This is a genomic window from Nonomuraea sp. NPDC026600 (assembly GCF_040638335.1).
Taxonomy (GTDB): Bacteria; Actinomycetota; Actinomycetes; order Streptosporangiales; family Streptosporangiaceae; genus Nonomuraea.
This window is the reverse complement of the sequence record NZ_JBEZYD010000015.1, coordinates 152,672-174,606: the sequence shown is the minus strand read 5'-3', so window position 1 is coordinate 174,606 and position 21,935 is coordinate 152,672. Positions and strand designations below refer to the sequence as shown.

General features: G+C 68.8%; 18 protein-coding genes. 10 read left to right on the top strand and 8 right to left on the bottom strand.

All coding sequences use genetic code 11. The features are described 5' to 3' along the window. Positions 1-5: 5 nt before the first annotated feature. Positions 6-740, bottom strand: a complete 735-nt coding sequence (locus tag AB0F17_RS31485) for a hypothetical protein (RefSeq protein WP_358030241.1) — start codon at positions 738-740, stop codon at positions 6-8. A 13-nt stretch (positions 741-753) separates the two neighbouring features. Further along, positions 754-2,211, bottom strand: a complete 1,458-nt coding sequence (locus AB0F17_RS31480; RefSeq protein WP_358030238.1) for a hypothetical protein — start codon at positions 2,209-2,211, stop codon at positions 754-756. 312 nt (positions 2,212-2,523) lie between these two features. On the opposite strand from AB0F17_RS31480, the gene AB0F17_RS31475 reads away from it, so the two are divergent. From AB0F17_RS31475 to AB0F17_RS31450, 6 genes are all read left to right on the top strand, one after another. Further along, the gene (locus AB0F17_RS31475; RefSeq protein WP_358030235.1) at positions 2,524-2,871 is read left to right on the top strand and encodes a WXG100 family type VII secretion target; all 348 of its coding nucleotides are present in this window, start codon (positions 2,524-2,526) and stop codon (positions 2,869-2,871) included. Between the two features lie 30 nt (positions 2,872-2,901). Then, positions 2,902-3,213 (top strand): WXG100 family type VII secretion target, encoded by a 312-nt coding sequence (locus AB0F17_RS31470; protein WP_358030232.1) that lies wholly within the window; start codon positions 2,902-2,904, stop codon positions 3,211-3,213. Between the two features lie 81 nt (positions 3,214-3,294). Next, on the top strand, positions 3,295-3,699 hold the full coding sequence (locus AB0F17_RS31465) for a hypothetical protein (protein WP_358030229.1): 405 nt from the start codon (positions 3,295-3,297) through the stop codon (positions 3,697-3,699). Next, entirely contained in the window at positions 3,699-5,120 is a 1,422-nt protein-coding gene (locus AB0F17_RS31460; protein ID WP_358030227.1) for a hypothetical protein, read from the top strand. Before AB0F17_RS31465 ends, AB0F17_RS31460 begins: the two co-directional genes overlap by 1 nt. A 19-nt stretch (positions 5,121-5,139) precedes the next feature. Continuing rightward, positions 5,140-6,288 carry a type VII secretion target gene (locus AB0F17_RS31455; RefSeq protein WP_358030224.1) on the top strand — a complete coding sequence of 383 codons (1,149 nt, stop codon included), beginning with the start codon at positions 5,140-5,142 and terminating at the stop codon, positions 6,286-6,288. Further along, positions 6,285-7,067: a WXG100 family type VII secretion target gene (locus AB0F17_RS31450; protein WP_358030221.1), complete on the top strand. Its 783-nt coding sequence runs from the start codon at positions 6,285-6,287 to the stop codon at positions 7,065-7,067. The genes AB0F17_RS31455 and AB0F17_RS31450 overlap by 4 nt, the downstream gene beginning before the upstream one ends. 3 nt (positions 7,068-7,070) lie before the next feature. On the opposite strand, the gene AB0F17_RS31445 is transcribed toward AB0F17_RS31450, so the two are convergent. The 3 genes from AB0F17_RS31445 to eccB all read right to left on the bottom strand — a co-directional run bounded on the left by AB0F17_RS31445 (position 7,071) and on the right by eccB (position 10,367). Then, on the bottom strand, positions 7,071-8,510 hold the full coding sequence (locus AB0F17_RS31445) for a hypothetical protein (RefSeq protein ID WP_358030218.1): 1,440 nt from the start codon (positions 8,508-8,510) through the stop codon (positions 7,071-7,073). Beyond that, positions 8,507-8,854, bottom strand: a complete 348-nt coding sequence (locus AB0F17_RS31440) for a hypothetical protein (protein ID WP_358030215.1) — start codon at positions 8,852-8,854, stop codon at positions 8,507-8,509. The genes AB0F17_RS31445 and AB0F17_RS31440 overlap by 4 nt, the downstream gene beginning before the upstream one ends. Before the next feature lie 82 nt (positions 8,855-8,936). Continuing rightward, the gene (gene eccB / locus AB0F17_RS31435; protein ID WP_358030212.1) at positions 8,937-10,367 is read right to left on the bottom strand and encodes a type VII secretion protein EccB; all 1,431 of its coding nucleotides are present in this window, start codon (positions 10,365-10,367) and stop codon (positions 8,937-8,939) included. Between the two features lie 138 nt (positions 10,368-10,505). On the opposite strand from eccB, the gene AB0F17_RS31430 reads away from it, so the two are divergent. Further along, positions 10,506-10,916 (top strand): hypothetical protein, encoded by a 411-nt coding sequence (locus AB0F17_RS31430; protein ID WP_358030209.1) that lies wholly within the window; start codon positions 10,506-10,508, stop codon positions 10,914-10,916. An 8-nt stretch (positions 10,917-10,924) separates the two neighbouring features. Continuing rightward, complete coding sequence (locus AB0F17_RS31425) at positions 10,925-12,286, top strand: hypothetical protein (protein ID WP_358030207.1); 1,362 nt, start codon at positions 10,925-10,927, stop codon at positions 12,284-12,286. Positions 12,287-12,290: 4 nt separating this feature from the next. Here the strand turns inward: AB0F17_RS31425 and AB0F17_RS31420 are convergent, their stop codons facing one another. The 3 genes from AB0F17_RS31420 to AB0F17_RS31410 all read right to left on the bottom strand — a co-directional run bounded on the left by AB0F17_RS31420 (position 12,291) and on the right by AB0F17_RS31410 (position 19,982). After that, entirely contained in the window at positions 12,291-13,475 is a 1,185-nt protein-coding gene (locus tag AB0F17_RS31420; RefSeq protein WP_358030205.1) for a Cmx/CmrA family chloramphenicol efflux MFS transporter, read from the bottom strand. A 251-nt stretch (positions 13,476-13,726) separates the two neighbouring features. Continuing rightward, the gene (locus tag AB0F17_RS31415) at positions 13,727-14,299 is read right to left on the bottom strand and encodes a TetR/AcrR family transcriptional regulator (RefSeq protein ID WP_358030202.1); all 573 of its coding nucleotides are present in this window, start codon (positions 14,297-14,299) and stop codon (positions 13,727-13,729) included. A gap of 310 nt (positions 14,300-14,609) precedes the next feature. Next, positions 14,610-19,982, bottom strand: coding sequence for an FtsK/SpoIIIE domain-containing protein (locus AB0F17_RS31410; protein ID WP_358030200.1), 5,373 nt, complete (start codon positions 19,980-19,982; stop codon positions 14,610-14,612). 477 nt (positions 19,983-20,459) lie between these two features. Between AB0F17_RS31410 and AB0F17_RS31405 the strand changes: the two genes are divergently transcribed. Beyond that, complete coding sequence (locus tag AB0F17_RS31405; protein ID WP_358030198.1) at positions 20,460-21,125, top strand: hypothetical protein; 666 nt, start codon at positions 20,460-20,462, stop codon at positions 21,123-21,125. 1 nt (position 21,126) lies between these two features. After that, the gene (locus AB0F17_RS31400) at positions 21,127-21,843 is read left to right on the top strand and encodes a hypothetical protein (protein ID WP_358030195.1); all 717 of its coding nucleotides are present in this window, start codon (positions 21,127-21,129) and stop codon (positions 21,841-21,843) included. The last annotated feature ends 92 nt before the right edge of the window (positions 21,844-21,935 follow it).

Sequence of the window (21,935 nt, the reverse complement as noted above, 5' to 3'; positions counted from 1 at the left end):
GTCGCCTAGACGTCCTTCTTCGTGCCGAGGGGCTGGCCGTCCTTGTCGAACGTGGGCAGGTTGGGGATGTAGACCTGCTCGAACGCCGGCATCTTCTTGGGGTCCGAGGGGGTGACGGCGTTGGTCATGTTCGTCGCGGCGCCGCCCATGAACATGCCCGCCGACCCGGCGATGCCGGCGGCCGCCAAGTAGACGCCTTTGCTGTTGCCCACGATCGCCTTCAGTACGGCGAGTGCCGCGGCGCACGAAGTGGTGGCGGTGAGGTCCGTCGCCACCGTCGTGGGAGGGAAGAGCTTGCCCGCGGCGCTGAGGGCGGAGAGGGTGGCCAGGACCGTGGCCACGGAGATACTGGTCACGGCCAATTGGAAGGAATGCTTGGCGAGCTGGTCGAGCGCTCCCGCGAGCCCCTCGTAGACCTGCGAGCTGTTCTTGGCCTGCGTGGTGAACTTCTTCACCGCGGCGTCGACTTCCGAACGCGACATCTTCTCCCAGTCGTCGTGGTCGATGGTGTCCAGAGCGGTGTCGATGGACGTCGCCGAGTTGTTGACCGTCGTGGTCATCTCGCGGGTGTTCCTGGCCGCGTTACGGATGTCGCTGGGGCTGGAGAGAATCGTGCCGATGAGCGTCCCGGAGAACCTGCAGATCGTTCGGATCGCGGGGTTCGATGGCAGGCCCGCGGCGATGAAGCATTCGCCTATCGCCGTGGTGTAGAGGTCTACGCCATATGAGTAAGAGTCCATGTCGTCCCCGGGGTCAGTTCTTCGCGGTGCTCTTGTCGTTGGCCTCCCGGACCACGCTGGCTCCCTCTCGGAGCTGCGCGTCCCAGACACCCAGTTGGTTCTTGGCGCTCTTGAGGTAGTCGGCGGCCGAAGAGCGGGCCGAGCTGTACGCGGAGCCGAACGTCATCGAGCCCACCAGGCCGAACCCCGGGAAGCCGATGTCGATGTTCCGGGCCGAGCTCTCGGCGGCGCCCAGGTGGTCGCCCGGGGTGTCGCCCCCGCCGCCTTCGGTGGGGCCGATCGTCTTGCCGAGCTTCTCCATGACCTCGGGGCGGGCCTTGCGCCAGCCGCCGCCCACGCTGCCTTCCGCGAACTTGGCGTCCTTCGACAGGCCGGTGGTGTCCGTGCCGCCGGTTTGGTCGCCGCCCTTGCCCTGGTCGTCGCCCCCACCCCCGCCCCCGCCGCCTCCGGTGGAGTCAGGGGTCCCGGCGGACGGGGTGCCCGCGCTGGGCATGTCCGCGCTGGGCAGGTCCGCAGAAGGAGTCTCCGCGCTGGGTGTGTCCGCGGCGGGAGTCTCCGCGCTGGGCGTTTCCGCGGTTGGCAGGTCTGGGGTGGGGGTTTCCGTGGTCGGCAGGTCCGGGGTGGGGGTTTCCGTGGTCGGCGTCTCCGGGGTGCCCGAGCCGGGGTCTTCGGTGCCGCCGCCACCGCCCGACGGGTCCGTCGAGGGAGTCTCGGGAACGGTCGTGCCGTCCTGGCCGTCGGGCACGCTGGGGTCGGTCTGGCTGCCCGGGTCCGTCTGGGAGTCCGCGGGGTCGGTCTGGGAGCCGCCCTGGTCTCCCTGGCCATCGGCGCTACCGGGGTCCGACGTGTCGCCCTGGTCGCCTGTGCCCGACTGGTCGCCGGTGTCCGTGCCCGACTGGTCGCCGGTGTCGTTCTGGTCCTGCGGGGCGTTCGGGTCCTCGGTCGCGTCGCCCGACGTGTCGGTGCCGTCCGGGCCCGCGCTCTCGTCGGCGTCTGAGGGCTCCCACGCGGGATCATCCTCGGCGGCCTCCGGATCGACCGAGCCGGCCTCGCCGTCGATCGCGTCGTCCACCGTCTCGGGCCCGAAGCTCAGTTGGTCGGACTGGACCTCGGCCACCGTGGGGTCCCCCTGGCCGTCGGCCGGGCCCGCCTGGTCCGGCGGGATCTGGTCGACGGCGGGTCCCGCCTGGTCCAGCGGGATCGACTGATCGTCGACGGGTCCCGCCTGGGGCGTCTGGTCGCCGAGGCTCCCGGGGTTTCCCGACGTGTCGTTCGTCGCGCCGTCCTGGGGGCTCGCCGGTGAAGAGTCCCCGCTCGTGCCGCCCGCGACGAGGAGGGTCGTCCCACCGTCGGCCGAGCCTGGGAGCGCGGTGCCCACCTCGACTTGGCCCGGTCCGTCCTGCGGCGGAGGAGAGCTCCAGTTGAGCAGGCTGTCGATGCTCGACCGCCCCACGGTCCCGAATTCGGCCACCTGTCGCCCTCCCAGCAATCAACACAGAAGAGGCCAAAGCGTATCTGTGAGGCCGCTGAGCCGTACAGGTTGTGGGCTTTACGACAAGTCGCGACCGCCCATCAGCAGCCCCAGTCAGAAATCAGCGACCCGCCTACCTGCGCGTTTGCCAAAAAGTCACCCAACGGTGATCTAGCCGTTATGTTAAGTATCTGTTATATCTGGGGCGGATGGGGGCTAGCATGCCATTTGATGTTGTTTGCGGGGGTACCCGGGTTGACCGGACCTACGGCACCGCCGTACAGAACCAGACCTTGTTGACCCGGAGGTCCAATGTCCACACTTATGGGTACGGCGCCCACAAAGCTCATCAAGGCTGCCGGCCAGTGCGAAACCACCGCCCAGTACATCGAGGGCATGCGCCAGAGGGTGCAGACCATCAAGGGTGACCTGATGTCCGCCGGATGGAAGGGTGGCGCCGCCGGGCAGTTCGGCAAGGCCCTTGACGCCTGGGACCTCGACTTCCGCCAGGTGATCAAGATCCTCGAGGACATCTACGACAAGCTGAACGTCAACGCCGGCGTGTACGCCGACGCCGCGCAGCAGAACATGGACATCTCCAGCGGGCTCAACAGCGCCGGCAGCGCCGGCCGTATCGACTCGCTCATCAACGCGTCGTAACCCCCCCCAGCAGCTAGGACGGAGACACACATGGCCGACGGCACCGCAGAGGACTACACCTACGCCCACTTCCCCAACATGGAAGCGGCGTACGAGCAGCTGAAGTCGATCGTCACCGAGCTGGACCGGGTGACGGACGATCTCTACAACGACGTCAGGACCACCCTCGGCACCGACTGGGAGGGTGAGGCGAAGACGTTCTTCGACGGCAAGAAGACCCAGTGGGACAACCTCGAGGTTGAGATGGGCAAGCAGCTGTTCGAAGCGGCCAAGGCCGTCGAGATCGCCAAGGGTAACTACCAGACCGCTGAGCGGCGCAACATCAACATCTGGACCGACTAAGCAGCCGGTCGCGGCGATCGTGCCTCCCTCGGCCGGTGCCGTGAAGCGCCGGCCGGGTTCCTTTGTCTATGGGGGTTGGGGATGACTCAGAAGGATGCAATGGAGGGCGGCCAGGACCCTCTGTACGTCGATCCTGAGCTGTTCGACTCGGGGCCGGGGCGGGAACATTCCCCCACCCAGATGCGAGCGATCGCCGAGGAGCTCAAGTCGTACCTCGGCGGTATGCAGGGGCCCGGCTCGGCGGAGGGCTACACCAGTGGTTCCGTCAACGGCATCCTGGACCACTGCCAGCTCTCCGAGGCGCAGATCGGCACCTGGCACGATGCCAGCGCCTTCAGCAGCACGGTCGGCTCCAACAGCGGCGGCAAGAAGTTCGCGCAGGTGTACACGGAGTTCATCAACGCCTACAAGGACGTGATCGCCGCAGTCGAGGCGAGCGCGGCCAACCACGGCGCCGGTGACCAGGCCAACGAAGGCAAGGGCTGATGGCCGAGGGCAAGGGCGGCAGGCATGTCGTCGTCATCCTGTCGTTCGACAAGATGCCACAGGGCGGTGCGGTAAACGCGTCCAAGGACGAGATCCTGACGATGCTGCAGAACACCGAGCCCACCCTGATCGAGAACGCCGGGTTCGCCTACAACAGTGCGGCCAGCACGATCGAGTTGGCGACCAACGCGCTGGAAGAGCACGCCGGCAAGATCATCAAAGTGTGGACGGGGCCGGACGCCAGCAAGGCACGCCATGCGCTGCAGATGCTGCACGCCTCCGGCGGCGAGCTGGCCACCAAGCTGGAGATGATGGGCTCCGCCCTGCGCCAGTACGCGGGCTACCTTCCCGAGACGATCTCGAAGGTCCAGGGCATCTCGGTGGCGAGCTCCGAAGGCGACGGCGGTGGCACGTACGGCGACCCCGAGACCAGTAAGGCGCAGGCCGTCGCCACGAAGAAGGCCGCCGAGGACCGCGAGGCCCAGAAGGCCATGCAGGAGCTGAACAAGAAGATCGTCGATCTCTACAACGTTCAGGTCCCGCACGACGTCTCCTACGAGCTGCCCGGTGTCTCGATCCCGGGCGGTACGGGCACGTACCGCGACCCCGGATACCCGAGCGGCGTGGGGATCAGCGACGGCTCCGGCGGGAGTGGGTCATCGGGTGGCTCCGGCGGGTCGGACGGCGGTTCCGGTTCCGGCGGCACAGGTTCCACCGGCTCTACGGGCGGCACGGGCTCCGACGGCTCGCGCGGCGGCGGTACTGGAGACGGCTCCGGCTCCGGCTCCGGCTCCGGCTCGGGCGACAAGCCGGGCTCGGACTCCGGCGGCCAGAACGGCTCCGACACCGGCGACAAGCCGGGCTCGGACTCCGGCAACGGCGACCAGAACGGCTCCGACTCCGGCGGTCAGGGCGATTCGTCGAGCGACGGCACCGGCAGCCAGGACCCCTCGAAGACCGGCAATTCCGACACACAGGACCAGACGGTCCCGCCTGTGCTCGGCCAGGACGACAAGACCAGCAGCGACAACGTCAAGGGCGGCACGGACCCGAACGGGACCGAGGTGTCCTCTTACACGCCGACCACGCCGACCACACCGATCACGGCCAACTTCAACCCGACCGGCAATCCGGTGAGCACCATCTCCCCCAACACGGTGGGCGTCCTCTCGCCCACGGGCGCGCCCAGCGTCCCCTCGGTGCTCGGCTCGCCGAACGGTGGCATGGGCGCGGGGGGCCAAGGGCTCGCGACGGCGATGCGGACGTCGGGGAACGGGATGTCCGGCGGCATGCCGTTCATGCCGATGGGTGGTGGCGGCGCGGGCACGGACCAGGGGGACTTCGAGAGAATGACGTATCTCCCCGCGGACAAGGACGATTGGAACTCCGCGCACGACGTGACCGACCCGGTCATTTGCTGAACGCGCTACGGGGAGCGGTATGGGCGACTCAACGCAGAATTCCAGCCAGGCGGCCAAGCTCGCGCAGCTGCAGAGTGGACAGCTGCCGACGATGGCGTCGGGCGTCTCCTTCAAGACCAGCGCGCTCGAGACCAACAGCGAGAAGATAGACGACCACACCGTGGTCATCTCCTCGCTGGAGGCCAAGACGAGCACCCTCCCCGTACAGTGGCCGCATTTCGGCGTGATCGGCATCGGCGTCAACAACGTCCACGACAAGGCGGTCGACCAGCAGAAGGACGCGCTCGCCAAGGGACGCAAGGCGCTGCAGAGCTGGAAGAGCGCGCTCAGGCAGGCCTCCAGCAACTACCGGGCGGCCGAGGACGCCAACGGCGACCAGCTCCAGAACATGAACTTCGACCCGAACAGCCTCGGCGGCGGACCGAACCTCGGCGGCCTCGGCGGCCTCGGCAATCCTGGCGGCTCCGGCCTGCCGAACACCGGCGGCATGCCGGACCTGTCCGGTCTGGGCGCGCCGTCGGGGGTCGACCCGAACCTGCCCACCGGCGGCCTGCCCAAGACAGGCCTTCCCTCGACGGATCTTCCCTCGACGGATCTGCCGAAGACCGACCTGCCTTCGACGGACCTCCCCAAGACGGACCTGCCGTCGGTTCCCGACGGGAGCCGGCTCAACCAGCCCGACATGAAGGTGCCGGACATCGACTCGGCGCTCAACGGCCAGCCGCAGATGCCCGATCAGAAGCTGCCGGGTGTCGACGGCAAGGTCCCCGACACGACGTCGCTGTCCCAGTTCGACCCCAACTCGGTGAACACCCCGCAGCTCAAGAACCCGGACCTCAGCGGCCTGTCTCCAGACGCGACCGGCACCAGGACGGGCACGGGTACAGGCGTCGGCACCGGTACAGGAAGCGGCTCCGGTACGGGCATAGGCACCGCGCTCGGCACCGGCAACGGTGTGGGCGCGGGGGCGAGCGCCGTTCCGGCCGGTCTGAAGGGTGTCAACGGTTCGAGCGGGATGCCGATGATGCCCATGATGCCGATGGGCGGCGGCGGGGCCGGCGGCGACAAGGAAAAAGAGCGCGAGAACGCCCTGCTCGGCGAGGATGAGGGCGTTTGGGGCGGCGACGATGAGACCGCGCCCGAAGTGATCGGACGGGATTCCAGGTGAGCTACGAGTCCGACGCGTCGCTCTACAAGCTGGCGGCGAGCACCGCGGTCGCCGGCGCCGCCATGATCATGCAGCCCTGGGCTTTCTACGCCGCCGCCGCCATCGGCGTGATGGTCTCGGACCCCGGGGCGATGGCGAAGACCGCCAAGGCCTGGCGGAGTCTCGACCACGACGGTCTGATGTCGGAGCTGGACGAGCTGGCCGGTGGGCTGGACAAACTCAAGACGGACCTGAAGTCCTCGGCCAAATGGGAGGGCGCGTCCTTCGACACCTTCGAGGGCATCCACACGGCCTTCAAGAACGGGGTCAAGTCCCTCAAGGACACCCGCAACGACACCGGGGACGCCGTCGATGCGGCGGCCAAGATCTACCACTACGGCGCCCTCTCGGCCATGGCGGTGGGCAGTGTCATGCTTTGGATGGGTCTATCAAAGATGGCCGCGAGATTCACCCCGGGGTTGGGGAACTTCGCCGAGGTACTCACAGCCGCCAGGGGCGCCGTCACTCTGCAAGCGGTCAAGGCGATACTCAAGAAGCACGCCCTCGCCGTCGCAGTTGTCACCGGGGTCCTCTACATGGCCATCAAGCAGACCGAGATGACCGGAAAGCTCTTCCCCGGCCTGGAGGCCTCCATCCCCACCGAGATGACCGCGATGAAGTCGGGCGGCATGCCACCGTTCTCCGACGCGGGCATGCAGTACGACGAGAAGATGGGCGGCCTCAGCGTGAAGATGGACGAGTCGCTGGGCAAGGTGCCCGGCGGCACCGCCTCGGTCTGACCCTCACTCGTCCAGCGGGATCCGCAGCAGCTGTCCGGGCACCAGCTTGCGCGGGTCGTCTCCGATGACCTCCCTGTTGGCGGCGTAGATCTCGCGCCACCGGTCGGGGTCGCCGTACACCTTCTCGGCGATGTCGTACAGAGACCCGTTGTCAACCGGCCAGTAGCCGACCTTTTCCGTCCGATCGGGCCGCGGTGCGACCGCTTGCCCGTTGGCGGTGGGCAGGTTCGTGTCGGGCAGCCGGCCGAAGTCGGGGTTGGTCTGCAGGGGCCGCCACACCCGGAAGAAGGACGTCGGGATGCCTCCCCAGAACTGCTTGTGGAGGTTGCCCTGCTTCCCGGGCAGCTTGTGCTTGAGCTGTTCGTACGTCCAGTTGCGGAGCCCGACGAAACTGCCGAAGGCCATGCCGGACTCGCCGACGGCGGCGCCCGTCTTGGTCAGGGTCGCCGCCCAGCTCGCCGCGGTGCCGCCCTGAAGGAGCCCCTTGCCGAAGAAACCGGAGGCGGGCGCGAAGGTGGCGACGAGCATCGCGCCCGTGGTGATGCGGGCCGCCTGGGTGAAGCTGATGGGGCTCAGGTTGAAGATGCTGTGGCCGCTCATGCCCTGGGCCGCCATCTGCGTGCCGATGATCCCGCCGTACACGCTGCCGGAGGTCTTGGCGTAGTTCTTGAAGCTGGCCTGCGCGAACTTCTCGGCGTATCCCGTGAGGTTGCGGTTCTTCACCGCCTGCAGCACGGCCTTCTCCATGGCGCCGACAGCTCGCATCGAGCGGAGCCGGACCAGCAGCCGGCCGACCACCGGGAGGTTCTTGAGCGCGGCCGCGAGGGTCCTGAGCAGGGTCCCGAACCTGATCATGACCTGGACCGCGAAGAGGACGAGCTGCCTGGTGCGGATGTAGGCGATCATCTGCGCCATCAGCCCGCCGGCCATGGAGGCGGCGAACCTCGCGGCCAGGTACTTGAACGCCATGAAAAGGGCGCCCCAGAGCAGCGCGGTCCTGAGGAGCTCGAGAACGGCCTTCTTGGTCAGGGCCGCCGAGTCGGCCACCATCCTGAGGATCTGGGCGATGTCCGTGGAGCTCTTCTTGAGCGCGGCGCGGTTGTCCTGCTTGACGACCTCGCCCCAGACCTTCCTGAACTCGTCGGCCGCCGTCCCCTTCCACTCCTTGACCACCCTGTCGAGATAGCCGGAGCCCTGGCCCCTGGCATGCCCGTCGAGCACGTCGAAGACCTTGTCGAGGTTCTGGGCCAGGCTCTCGTGCGCCGCGGCGGCGGCTCGGAGCCTGCCTTCGCTCTCGTCGTCGCCCACGAGGGAGGGAATGGCGTGGAACATCGCCTTGGCGGTGTTCACCAGCGGGGTGATGTCGAACATCGAGCCCCAGTTGAGGGCGAACGGCCAGTGCGTCCAGTTCCACTCGATGGGGTTGAGGCTGCCCTCGGTCATCTGCCGCCGTCCTTGCTGGCACTGGCCCGGCTGGCGGCCCGGTAGTTCTGTTCGGAGACCTCCAGCGCCTTGGAGAGGTACTCCAGGGACTCGCACAGGTCCATGACGTAGTTGTAGGCGGATTCGTACCGCTTGTCGCGGTGACCGTACTCCTGGGTGCCGTCGACGTACGCCAAGCCGAGCTCGTCGGCTCCCGGCGCGAGGCCGAAGTCGTCCTCGCGCAGGCGTGCGGGGGCGAACTCGGCCGCGTAACCACGCAGGATCGGCGCCTGATCCGCACAGACCTCCAGCGCCTTACGAAGATCCGGTGGTATGACCTCGTACCCCTCGATCTGGTCCCCCATCGGCCCCCCACGTATCACAAAGCCATCTATGTCCCTTTCATACTAATGTTCACCAGTATTTGTCGTCCAGGAAACGTGCTGGTTACGAGCCACTTGAGCGCATGGCCGGAGTGTCGGAGACCGGTGTCCTGGCCGCCGCCGGGTCCAGCGTCGGCCCCTCGGGGATCAGGCGCAGGAGGTGGGCGGGCAGCGGGGCCACGTTCGCGGCGTCGTAGCCCAGCTTGGTCAGGACGTCGGGCGAGGCCAGCCGGTACTTCTTCCCCTGGTCGGTGACCAGGTAGAACTGCTGTACCGAGGAGAGCTGGTTCTCGCCGGGCAGCAGCCCCGCCACCGCCGCCGTGCCCGGCGGCAGCAGCACCTGGTCGAACCTCTCCGGGTTGCCACTCGACGCCGGCGTCGGGATGCCCATCCGGCTCCCCACGGTCAGCGTGCCCTTCACCGACCCCTTCAGGGTGTTGGCGTAGACCATGCACAGCGCTGCCGAGGCGGCGGGCACCTGGAAGCGCGGCATGGTGGCCGGCATGCCGCCGCCCGTGATCCGCTGGGCCGACACCTTCGCCGCGTTGGCGTTCGCCGCGTCGATGGGGATCTCCCGCACGTGCTGGCGTCCGTACGCCGCCTGGCTGGCCGGATCCTGGATCAGCAGCGTCGCCTGCGTCTGGGTGATCGGCGCGAGGCCGTCCGCGAGCATGACGTACCAGCGCGCGGGGGCGCCCGCGACCGCCGCGACCTTGAAGACCTGCCCGACCTTGAACGCGGAGCGGCCGGGCCCGGCGATGTTGCGGCCGCGCTGGGGGATCGGCGGCGCGGCGAAGTCCGAACCCTCGGCGATGGCGTTGATCCATGAGTCCGGCACCCGCCGGGGGGTCTGGTCGGTGAGCCGGTCCACGTTCTTCACGGCCATGCGCTGGTTGCCCCAGAGCGCCCAGTTCTGCCGCCCATCGCTGACGATCAGCGCGTCGCTTCCGGCCGGCGTGCCACCGACGTCGGTCCCGCCCACGAGCGTCACGTACGACTTGCGCCCCCCTGCGGCGTCGGTCGCGTCCACCACGCAGGCGGACCAGGGCGACTTGACGAGCCGCTCGGCCTTGGGCAGCGAGTCGGGAGCGCCCGCGATGCCCACCTGCCCGCCGCGGGCGAAGCCGGCCAGCGACTCCGTGGACACCGTCTTGACCTTGATGCTGTCGCTGTCCAGGAGGAGCCGGGCGGAGACGTAGTTGGCCACGGGCAGCAACTGGCCGGTCTGCTGGCTGTAGACGTAGGAGGCGCCGGTCTCCTCCTCCACGATGAGCTGACCGGCGTCCCGCAGATTGGTCGCACCGCCCGGCTTGAGCAGGCCCCAGATGCCGAATCCGGCGATGATGAGGACGCCGACCATGATGCCGGCGAACGTCGCCACGTTGTGCCGCCGCATCGGCGACTCGGGTAGGTCGGGTTCGCCCTGCAACAGGGCCATACCCAGGCGCTGGGTCATGAGCCGATGTGCCTGGTAGAGATCCTTGCGGGTCTGCATGCCACTCCGTTCCGGTCCAGCCTGAGGACAGCATAGAAGTGTTACCTATGAGGGAAGTGGGGGTTATGTCGCAAATGGGGGCACTAGATCGTGATATATGAGTAAAGTTTGTGGTCAGTGGTGTTCGGGGAGGTTGCTGTGGCAGAGCCCGATAAGTTGAGTCCGCCGGCCCAGGAGTGGCATCTGGAATCGGACTGGGCAGGACTCGATGCCGAGCGCGACGGCGTCACGTACAGCGCCAGCAAGCTCAAGAAGCTCGCCGAGCAGCTCACGGACGAATTCGCCAACTTCGCAGGGGAGAAGCCCGGGTCCGTCAACGACCTGGACATGAAGGCCAACCTCATCGGCCTGAAGGCGACCGTCGAGCAGGTCAAGCGATGGGACGGCGGGCAGGCCTTCGTCGAAACGGTCCAGCGCGGGCACAAGGAGTTCACCGAGGTCTACCGCGAGGTCGTCGAGAAGACGCGGATCGCCATCGAACTGATCAACGCGGGCGCGGGCAACTACGAGCGCGTCGATCTCGCCAACCTCGGTAATAAGGAGGCGTAGGAGCTCCCGTGGCCGAAGACAAGAAGATCAAGGTCAAGCAGCAGACGCACATGATCAAGACGTACTGCCCGACCTTTGGGGTGGACGACGACGGCAGGAGCGTCGCCGAGGTCAAGACCTTCGTCCAGTCGCTGGACGCGACGGCCGTCAAGCAGGCGGGCAACGCCTACCTCGACGCCTGCTCGACGCTGGCCGGTGCCCAGCGCGTCATCGAGGACATCAACGTCGAGATGGCGAAGTGCTGGGACGGCAAGGCGTCGGTCGAGGCGCAGGAAGCCCTCAGGGTGTTGCACGCGACGGTGCGCGAGCTGTCGGGCAAGCTCAACTGGATGGGCCGCCCTCTGCAGTCACTCGGTGACAGGATCCAGGAGCATCAGGAGTTCATGGACAAGGGAGGCATGTCCTGGGCCGACAACACCTTTACCTTCGACGACTCCAGCGTCGGCTGGTTTCGCACCATGGACAAAGGCATGGAATGGGGCTCCCAGGACGAACTCGCCGGCAAGCACCTGCGCCTGCTGAACGACGACCTCACGCAGACCTACCAGAACCTGCCGGACTCCTTCCACAAAGAGATCCCGGACATCAAGGACCCCGACGGCCTACCCCCTCCCGTCACGCCCTTGAACACCGACTTCTCCAACCCCGGCGGCACGAACGGACTGGGGAACGGCGGCTACAACGGCGCGGGCTACAACGACGGCTCCTCCGACGGCTCGGACAAGAGCGGGGGCGTGACAGACCCCACGGGCGGCGTCACGGATCCCACCAAGGGCCTGACAGACCCGACCAAGGGCGCGACGGATCCCACCACAGGTGCGACGGATCCGACCAACGGCGCGAAAGACCCCACGAACGGCGCGACGGACCCGACCAAGGGCGTGACGGACCCCACGAACGGCGTCACGGATCCCACCAAGGGCGGCCTGACAGACCCGACGAAGGGCATGACGGACCCCACGTCGGGCATCAACGACCCCACCAAGGGGAGCCTGGCCAGCCCCACCTCCACCAAACTGGAGGACTTCCAGCCCCCCGCCGACTGGAACCCTGGCAACACCCCCAACTCCACCCCCACCTCCACGAACACCAACCCCAACCTCACTTCCCCGAGCTCCCCGAACTCCTCCACACCCGCCACCGGACCCCTGACGAGCGCCGGAGGCGGCGGCATGGCCTCGGGCCTGTCGAACGGCCTGGGCTCGGCCAAGGCAGGCAGCGGGATGGGGTCAGGCATGCCGTTCATGCCCATGGGCGGCGGCGGCGCGGGCGCCGAGGAGCGAACCAATGAGGGCGGCACCTGGCTGACCGAGGACGACGACGTGTGGGGCGGCGAAACCGAGGGCGTCGTCAACGACCGAATCGGCTGACCGTTCACACGTGTGCCTGCGTGGCCGGATCACTCGTACGTACGCGCTCGTCCAGTAGGGCGGCCAGCCCCACGGTCCCGAGCGCGGCGACGCCCAGCGCGGCCCCGATCCAGGCCACCACCGGATACCCGAACCCGGCTCCGATCGCCAGCCCGCCCACCCATGGCCCCACGGTGATCCCGACGTTGAACGCCGAGAAGTTCGTGGCGGCGGCCAGCGTCGGAGCGTCCTTGCCCACGGTGAACACCCGCGTGTTCAGGGCCGGATTCGTGGCGAACCCGAACGCTCCCAGCAGGAAGATCAGCCCGACGGCCACCCCCGGCACCCCGGCGAACACCCCCAGCCCCACCGAGGCAACCACAACGCCTGCCACCCCTACGTACAACGTCCCAAAAGGCCGCGCGTCAGCCTGACGCCCACCCAAGCTGATGCCGATCAGCGACCCAACCCCGTACAAGCCCAACACCACGGGAACCCACGCCGCCGCCAGCCCGGTGGTGTCGATGAGCATCGCGCCGAGATAGCTGAACGTGACCAGCACCGCGCCGGTCGCCAGCGCCGTCGTCCCGTACGAAAGCCAGAGCCGCGCGTTGACCATGCTCCGCAGCTCCTGCCCCAGCCGCGGCACACTCCCCGCCTCAGGCCGCCCACCGGGAATGGTGGCCACCACCCCGATCGCCGCGAGCCCCGACAGCACCGTGACCGCCCAGAACGCCGCCCGCCACCCGAACTGCTGCCCGATGACCGTCCCCGCGGGAAGCCCCACGATGGTGGCCACGGTAAGTCCCCCCGCCACGATGCTCATGGCCTTCCCCCGCGCACCTTCCGGAACAAGCCCCATGGCAGTGACCGCCGCCACCGCCCAGAACCCCGCGTACACGAACGCCCCCACCACCCGGGTCCCGAACAGCACGCCATAGCTCGGCGTCACCGCCCCCACGACATGCGTAAGGGCAAAGATCGCCAGAAAAGTCAGCAACGCCGTACGACGCGGCCACCGCAGAGTCACCACGGCCAGCACCGGCGACCCCACCAGCATGCCGAGCGCGAACCCGGAGATCAGCAACCCCGCATGGGGAATGGACACGCCCAGGTCGGACGCCATTTCGGGTAGCAGCCCCGCGAGCATGAGCTCGGAGGTGCCTTGGGCGAATATCGACAGCCCCAGGATGTACACGGCCAACGGCATAGATACTCCTCCTTCATTTTAGATCGATCAGTTCAAAATCAAGCCACACCACATGCCCGCAAGCGCCCGCTGGCCTACGCGGTGAGCCACCGCCAGACCGACTTACTCGCCGCCTGGCTGTCTCGCCGCCTGGCCGCCTCGCTGTCTCGCAGGCTCCCGGGCTCGCAGGCTCCCGGGCTCGTCTGAGCGCGTCAGATGGCGTCAGATCGCGTCGGCCAGTGTCGGTCAGTGTCGGATGGCGTTAGATGGCGTTAGATCGCGTCAAGCGTGATCTTCGCAACCGCCTCCAACGCCGCCCGATCCGCACCTCCGCGCGCCATCACCCGCATGCCACTGATCGCCGCGACAACGAACTGCGCCAACGCGACCGGATCCTTGGCCGCCTCGACCTCGCCCCGGCTATGCCCAACCTCGAACGCCGCCCGCAGCGCCGCCAGCCGCCGATCACCGTCCCGCCGAAGCTGCAAGGCCACCTCCGGATCCCGCGGCGCCAACTCCACCAGCGAGTTGACCACCAGACACCCGACCGGGTCCCCCACCTCGACGTCAACGGCCTGCCACAACAGGACCCGCACTTTCTCCCGGACCGGGAGATCCCCGTCCAGCAACTCAGTCAGCCACGCGGTCTTGCTGTCCATGTAACGCCGCAGGGCCTTCTCGAACAGATCGTGCTTGCTCTTGAACGTGTTGTAGATACTGCTCCGCCCCAGTCCAGTGGCATCACATAGATCCTTCGTCGAGGTCCCCTCATAGCCCGCACTCCAGAACGCCCGCATAGCCGCCTCAACGGCCCGCCCCTCGTCGAACTCCCTCGGTCGCGCCATGCCCAGCACCGTAACACGTTTTGGACTGATCAGTGCAATACGCCCTTCGTCACAACCCAGACCACCCCACCGCGGATCCCCAAGCCCCTATCCGGAACGCATCGCAGATCCCCGAGAACGCACCGCGAGTCCCCAAGCCCTTATCCCGAACGCATCACGGACCCCCGAGCCAACCGAGTACGCACAGCGGGCCCAAAGCCCCCATCCGGAACGCATCGCGGATCCCCGAGCGCGCCAGAACGCATCGTGAGTCCTTGACCTCACCCAGAAGGCCCAGCTCACCGCAGGCGGGTGTGTGGTTCGCCTGGTCCTACGACGGTCCGCTATCTGAGATAGCGGCTTGGACGGGTGTCGTGTTGCCCATGGTGACCAGCAGGCCGCGTCCCGGTGGGCCTCCGACGGCGCCGCGCGGCAGACGGACCGTGAACAGATCGCCGTCGGCCGGACTCTGTACCGACAGGAGTACGCCGGTGCGCGACTTGCGGGTTTCCGCCACGAAGCCGCGGTATGCCGTCGCCAGGTCGCCCGTCGCGCCCGCGATGATGAGGCCGTGGTCTCCGTCCCGGCCTGATCGAAGGACCTCTTCCAGGGCCGTACCGAGAGGGGAGTCCGGGTTGATCAGCTCGGCGTCGTCCACGATCACCACGTAGCGGTCGCGGTCCGCGAGCAGCTCCTGCAGCCCCGCTCCGTCACCATCGAGTATGGCGAGAACGCCGTCCAGCGTACGCAACGGACTACGCCGGGGAGCGATGGCGATGACCGGCGTGCCGTACGCGATGAGCGACCTGGCGGCCGTCACCAGCACCGAGGAGCGACCCGAGCGGGCCGGCCCGGCGACGACGGCGCCGGGGCCGTACGCGAGCAGGTCCAGACCCATCGGGACAAGAGCGTCACCGCCTGCGCCGACCAGTGCCCACAGGGGCGAAGGCCAGGCGAAGCCCGGTTCCAGGTCCATGGCCTGGCTGGCGGTGATGCGCATGGGAAGCGCGTCGACGCGAAGCGGGGGCTCTCCCTCCCAAAGCCACGCGCCACGTCCCAGGCGAGTCGACCGACCCGATCGGGCAAGGCCTCCCGACGCGCCCGCGCTGTCCGCCGTGCCGTCCGAGACGTCGCCGCCTGAAGTGCCGCTTGATATACCACCTGCGGTGCTCCCGGATACGCCGCCTGACGCGCCTCCGCTGACCGACGTACCCGTGTCGCCCGGAACACCGCCGCCTGACGCGCCTGTACTCCCTGACGCCCCACCGCCGATTGACGTGCCAGCTGGGACGTCGCCACGTGACGCGACGCCCGAAATGCCGCTTGACGTGCTGTCTGGTACGTCCGCCATGGCCTCCCGGAGGTTCGTTTCAGGCTCTGTGGGGGCGGTCGTGCTGAGATGGGTGAGGTCTTTCGAGGACGCTGTAGAGACGTACGTCGGGATGCTGCGGAGAGGGGCTGCCGCGCGGGCGAGGGACTGGAGGGCCGCTACCTGGGCGGGGCCCGAGGGGTCTCGGGTGAGGAGGGCGATCTGGCTTTCGACGATGCCGTGTTCGCCCATCGAGAGAGCTCGGCCGGAGGGCATCGATGCGGGGAGTCCCTTCATCGGCATGCCTGCCAGGCCGTAGTCGGCCGGGTCCGCGAGGCGGAGGAGGAGGCGGTCGTCGAAGACCGTGGAGATCTGGCCGAGCAGGCACGAACGGTCACCGGTCACCACCGCCCGCAGCCCCACCGCCGGACCCTCTCTGAGCAACTGCAGGAGGGACTCCGTGAGGCGGCCGTAGTCGTAGCCCTCGAAGGCCGCCACGTATCCCTCCCAGCGGTCGACCATGAGGACCAGCCAGGGGAGGCGGTGGCCTGCCTGGCGGTATTCGGCCAGTGAGGCGTGTCCGGCTTCGGCGAGTAGTTGCTGGCGGCGGCCCACCTCGGCGCGGAGGCGGGCCAGCAGGCGTTCGACGCGGTCGATCTGGTCGCGGGTCACGACCGCGCCACAGTGCGGCATGGTCATCAACGGGAGCAGTGCGCCTGATCCGCAGTCGATGGCGTGCAGGTGGACGTCGGCCGGGGACGCTTGCGCGGCGATGGCGCCGGCGATCGTCCGTAGTGCGGTGGATCTGCCGCTGCGGGCCGCTCCCGCGATGAGCAGGTGGCCGCCCTGGGCCAGGTCCAGCGCGAGCGGGCGTCGGTCCTGCGCCCAGGGCCGATCGATTATCCCGAAAGCCAGCGGGCCCACTTCGGCGAACGTCCCCGAGTCGGTGACTGGCCCTGAGCCGGCAAACGGCTCTGATTCGGTGAACGGCCCTGGTCCGGTGGCGGATCCCGAGTCGGCGATGGCCCCCGATCGGGTGGATGTCCGCGATGCGGTGGATGTTGTCGATCTGGAGGATGTTCCGGAGCCGGAAAGCGTTCCGGCCGCCAGGGAAAGCGCCCCGGCCGTCAAGGAAGGGATGATCTCGTCGAGGGTCACGGTCGAGGGCAGCGGCTCCAGCCATGGGCTCGGTTGCTCTGGTACGCCGGTGAGGCGGGCGGCCTCGATGAGCGCGTCCGCGAGGATGGTGAGGTCGGTGATCGTCGACCCCTCGGGCGGCTCCGGGAGCGGGGGGAGTGCCCGGCCCAGGGAACGCCAGCCCACGTCGATCACTCGCAGCTGACCGCCCGCGCCCGCCAGTCCTCCCGCGCCTGCCAATCCGCTCGCTATCCCGCCCGGGCCGCCCGCCCCCACCGGCCCGTTCGTGCCCGGTTGGTCGGCTCTGAGGGATGCGCTTGCCACCGGGCTCCGGCCGCCCACTCGTGCGGTCTGTACGGCCACAGCCGCCCCCACACCGGACTTCACGTAACACCGGCCAGGCGTCGACTTGGAGATGTGCGCCGCGTCCGGCAGGTCGATGACGTCGGAGGACTCGGCGGGCTCGGTGACCCGGAGTGCGATCCGCAGTGACGTGTTGGCCTGGATGTCGGCCGTGACCACGCCCGCCGGACGCTGGGTGGCCAGGATCAGGTGGATGCCGAGCGAACGGCCCCGGCGGGCGATGTCGACCAGGCCGTTGACGAAGTCGGGCAGCTCGGCCACCAAGGCGGCGAACTCGTCGATGATCAGCACGAGTCTGGGCAGCGGCTCGCCGGTGTAGTCGTCGATGTCCTTGGCGCCGGCCGCCAGCAGCAGGCGTTCGCGTCGCCGGATCTCGGCGGCCAGGGAGTCGAGGGCCCGCTGCGTCAGGTGGCCGTCCAGGTCGCTGACCATGCCGACCGTGTGCGGCAGGCGTACGCACTCCTTGAACGCGGCACCGCCCTTGTAGTCGACCAGCACGAACGTGAGCTGGTCCGGCCGGTTGGCCACCGCGAGCGAGCAGATGAGCGTCTGCAGCAGCTCCGACTTGCCCGCGCCCGTGGTGCCGGCGATCAGGCCGTGCGGGCCGTCCACTCTCAGGTCGACGGAGAACGGGCCGTCGGGGCCGATGCCGATGACCGCGTTCGTGGAGCCGTGGCCGTGCCAGCGGGTGGCGAGGTCGTGGCCGGATGGGGCGGGCGTGCCCAGCAGGTCGAGCAGGCGGATCGCCTCGGGGAGGTGACCGGCGGGGTCGTCTCTGCTCACGTCGCGGATCGGGGCGAGCGCCCTGGCCACGCGATCGCACCACGACGGTGACACCAGGTCGGCCAGGACCGGGCCGATGATCTCCAGGCCGCCGCCGAGCAGGCGTACCTGACCGTCCGTGGCGCACGCGGCGACGGTGGCGCACTCCTCGGGGAGCAGGCTCTGGTCGTCGTCGAGCGCGAGGGTGAAGACACCCGAACGGGGGCCCTGGCGCAGGATCTGCGGCATGCCGGGGAGGCCGCGCAGGACCTGGGCGCCGTCGAGCACGACGAGGACGTCATAGGGGCGTACGTCGTAGGAGGTCAGAGCCGGCGTCTCCGGGCCGCCCAGGTCGTCCCAGCCGGTGGGGATCTTGCCGAGCTCGGGGATGGCGGTGTTCTGGCGTTCGTCGATGAGGGCGGCCAGTTCGGCGACGCGGTGGGCGGCGGATTCCGGGTCGGTGCCGACCAGGGTCACGCAGTCCTCGCCGCCGCGCGGGGCGCAGTGCGGCAGCCAGCGGACCCAGCCCCAGCGGCGTTCGCCGTCGGCGTGCGCGGACAGGACCACGATGGCCAGGTCGCGCGGGCTGTGCAGCGTCGCCGCCTGGCCGATCAGCCAGCCGGTCAGGCCGGTCGCGGTGTCGCGTGGGCCGGTGACTCCCGCCACGCCCAGCCTGCGCATGGCCAGGGCCACCGGTACGGACCGGCAGATCGGCGGGGAGATCGCCCCGCCCTTCTCCTCGGAGAGCTCCAGGTTGGCGGGGAGGTCGGCCAGCCCGACCCTGAGCCGCAGCGCGTCGGGATCGTGGATGCGCCGCTCCCACAGCCGCCTGCGTGGACCGGTGGCGGTGAGCAGCACCTGCGCCGGGTCGGGCGCGTCGGCTCGGCGGATCAGCTCGTCCTCGGCCCTGGCCTGCTCGACCGCCAGCTCGTACGCCTCCAGGCGCTCCTTGTGCTGCTTGGCGGCCTTTCTGTGCTGCTTCTTGCCGTGGCGGCGGTCGCTCCACCACTGGCCGATCATGATGAGGGGGCTCATCAGGGCGATGAGCAGGTAGTACGGCTGTCGTAGGACGAAGGCCAGCGTGACGCCCATCACTGCGGGCAGGAGCGCGGCCAGCAACTGCAGGCGCATCCCCTCGGTGCGGCTGGGCTCCTGGGGGCGTTCGAAGGTGCGCTCGGGCTCCGGCCTGCGTAGCCGTGGCGGGCGGTTGTAGGCGACGCCGCCCTCCGGGAGGGGCGCCAGGTGCGCGTCCTGCGGCTCGATCGCGGTCAGGGTGAACACCGAGGAGCCGCAGGTCAGCAGCGTGTGCTCGGGCCAGTCGACGGGTTCGGTGAGTGGCTGGGCGGCCAGCGAGGGCGGCTCGTAGTGGACGGGCATCAGCTCCGCCGCCTCGCGTTCGGCGACCCGGGCGGTGAGCTCGGCGACCTCGTCGGCCCACCGGCCCTTGAGCTTGAGGCGCTGCGCCTGCTGGGGCACCCGGTGGCGGACCGGCTCGACCGTGATCGCGTCCGGGGTCACGCGCAGGGTGGCGGCCTCGGGGGCGAGGGACGGGTCGGCGACGGTCAGCGCGCACATCGGGTCGGACCCGATGACGTGCACGCCCAGGCCCAGACGGTGAACGGCGCCCGCGGCCGGGCCGCCGACGACCCGCACCTCGGCCACGCCGCCGGGCTCCTCGATGATCGTGGCGCGCGCGAGGTGGGCGTCGAGAGTGACCTTGTCGCCGTCGCGCAGCACCGCCCCGGCCAGGGCACGCGGATCGAGCGGCCGGCCGTTACGCCAGATCACAGCCAAGCTCCGGCCGGACCCCTCGGTCCGGTCCCGGATGGGCGCCCCGAGAGGGTTACGCGGGTCACTGAGAGGGTTGCGCGGGCCACCAGGGATGTCCCGCGGGTCAGGGGTGAAGGTGTCCGGCGATCCGCCGGCGCGGGTGTGCCGCCTTGATGGGCGGCCGCCGGGGTCGGTCACCGACATGCCGTAGGGGGCTCGGGCTCTGGGCAGGCGGACGACTTCGGCCAGCGGTGCCTGACCGCTGAGTGCCTCGCTCACCCTCGCCACCGTGGCGCCGTTGTCACCCTCGATCACAACGTCACGATCGCCTTGCTCGCCGAGCACGGTGAGCATGATCCGCATGTGCCGTCTCCTCGATCGGGCCTCGGCGCAAAGGTAGCGCCCGAAGAAAGGGTAGGTCCGGCGGTTGACGGCAATGGCATAGAAGGGCCGGGTTGTGGATAACCGGCGGCGGCAATTATGGCCTGTGGAAAGTCGACGATTTGGTTGCCCGCTTTGGAGGCGGCGGGTAACGCATGTTAATGGAGGGGATGGTGTGAAAAAAGGGGCGCAGGTGGCTACCCCCCACCCCAGCAGGGCCGATGGAAGGCCGGAGCCTGAGTGGGTTCGAGAATCGCCCCACTCCGCCCCGCCATCGCCGCGCTTATCCCGAAAAAACCACCCCCGTCAACTTGGTAGAAACAATAGGCATCGATTATTTCTTGTTGACACCGCGCCACCTGCGAAACGAGCATGGTTCCTCGCATTCCAGCCCCGCTCCCACAAGCGGGTGCACATAATGGCGTGAATTCGACAATTCACAATGGGAGCCCCCCACCCATGAGGACCAGTGAAAAGCCTGCCGTCAACACGGCGGGGTTGTCCGGCCCTGCCTCGCGCAAGCTCCCCGTGCCGCCCCGCGAACGCAAGCCCGCCCTGGCCGCTCTCGCCGTACTCCTGATCCTCGGCGGAGCGCTCGCCACGACGCTGCTCGTGCTGCGCAGCGGCGACCGGATCTCCGCGATCCGGGTCACCCAGCAGATCGGCGCCGGGCAGCAGTTCACCATCGAGGCGCTCGAAGAGGTGCAGATCGCCAATACCGGTCTCGACTTCGTCTCCTGGTCACAGAGGGGCGAGGTGACGAAGAGCTTCGCGGCCGTGACGATCGTGCCCGGCACCCTGCTGACCCACAACATGGGCGTCAAGGCCAGCAGCGAGCTGGTGCCCGGCAAGGCCAAGGTGGGTCTCGCCCTGAAACCTGGACAGTTCCCATCCGGCATCGTCGCAAGCCATCGGGTCCAGGTGGTGTACGTCCCAGCCCGTACCGAACAGGCGGAAAGCCGGGTGCTCGCACAGAGCGCACTCGTCCAGAGCGTCAGCGACAGCGGCAGAACCGGCGGATCAATCCTGATCACCGTGATCGTCGACGCGGCGGCGGCGAAGACCATAGTCCAATACGCCTCCAGCGGTGAGATCGCCGTGGCCGACCTGCCCGGAGTAAATTGACGTGGCGCTGATCGTACTGGCCGCCGACAAGGGCGCGCCGGGCGTGACCACTGCCGCGACGGCACTCGCGGCAGTCTGGCCGCGCCCCGTACTCCTCGCCGAGTGCGACCCCGCGGGCGGTGACGTCGCCTACCGGCTGCCCGCGGCCGACGGCGGCGTGCTCAACCCGGGCAAGGGCCTGCTCACGCTGGCCGCGACCGCCCGGCGTGGCCTGGAGCCCGCGCAGATCCACCAGCACACCCAGAAGATCGTCGGCGGCCTCGACGTGCTGGTCGGCCTCACCCACGGCGAGCAGGCGGCCGGCCTCACCTGGCTGTGGGGGCCGCTGGGCAGGGCGCTCGCCGCGATCCCGAACGCCGACGTGATCGCCGACTGCGGCCGCCTGGGCGCCCACCCGCAGATCGGGGACCTGACGGCGCAGGCCGAGCAGGTGGTGCTGCTCACCAGAGCCACCCTCGACCACGTCGCCCACCTGCGCGAACGCCTGTCCATCACCAAGGCCCACGGCGTCGCCGTGATCGCCGACCCGCGCAACTACCGCTCCTCGATCGACGACGTACGCAGGATCGTCGGCCCGAGCGTCAACTTCGTCCACGGCCTCGCGCACGATCCCAAGGGCGCCGAGCTGCTGCGCGGCCAGTGGGGCGGGCGCCTCGACCGCTGCCTGCTCATCCGCACGGCGCGAGACCTCGCCGGCCGGCTGGTGAGTCACCTATGAACGGGGCGGCTGGTGAGTCACCTATGAACGGGGCGGCTGGTGAGTCACCTATGAGCGGGCCGGTCGGTGAGTCACCTATGAACGGGCCGGTC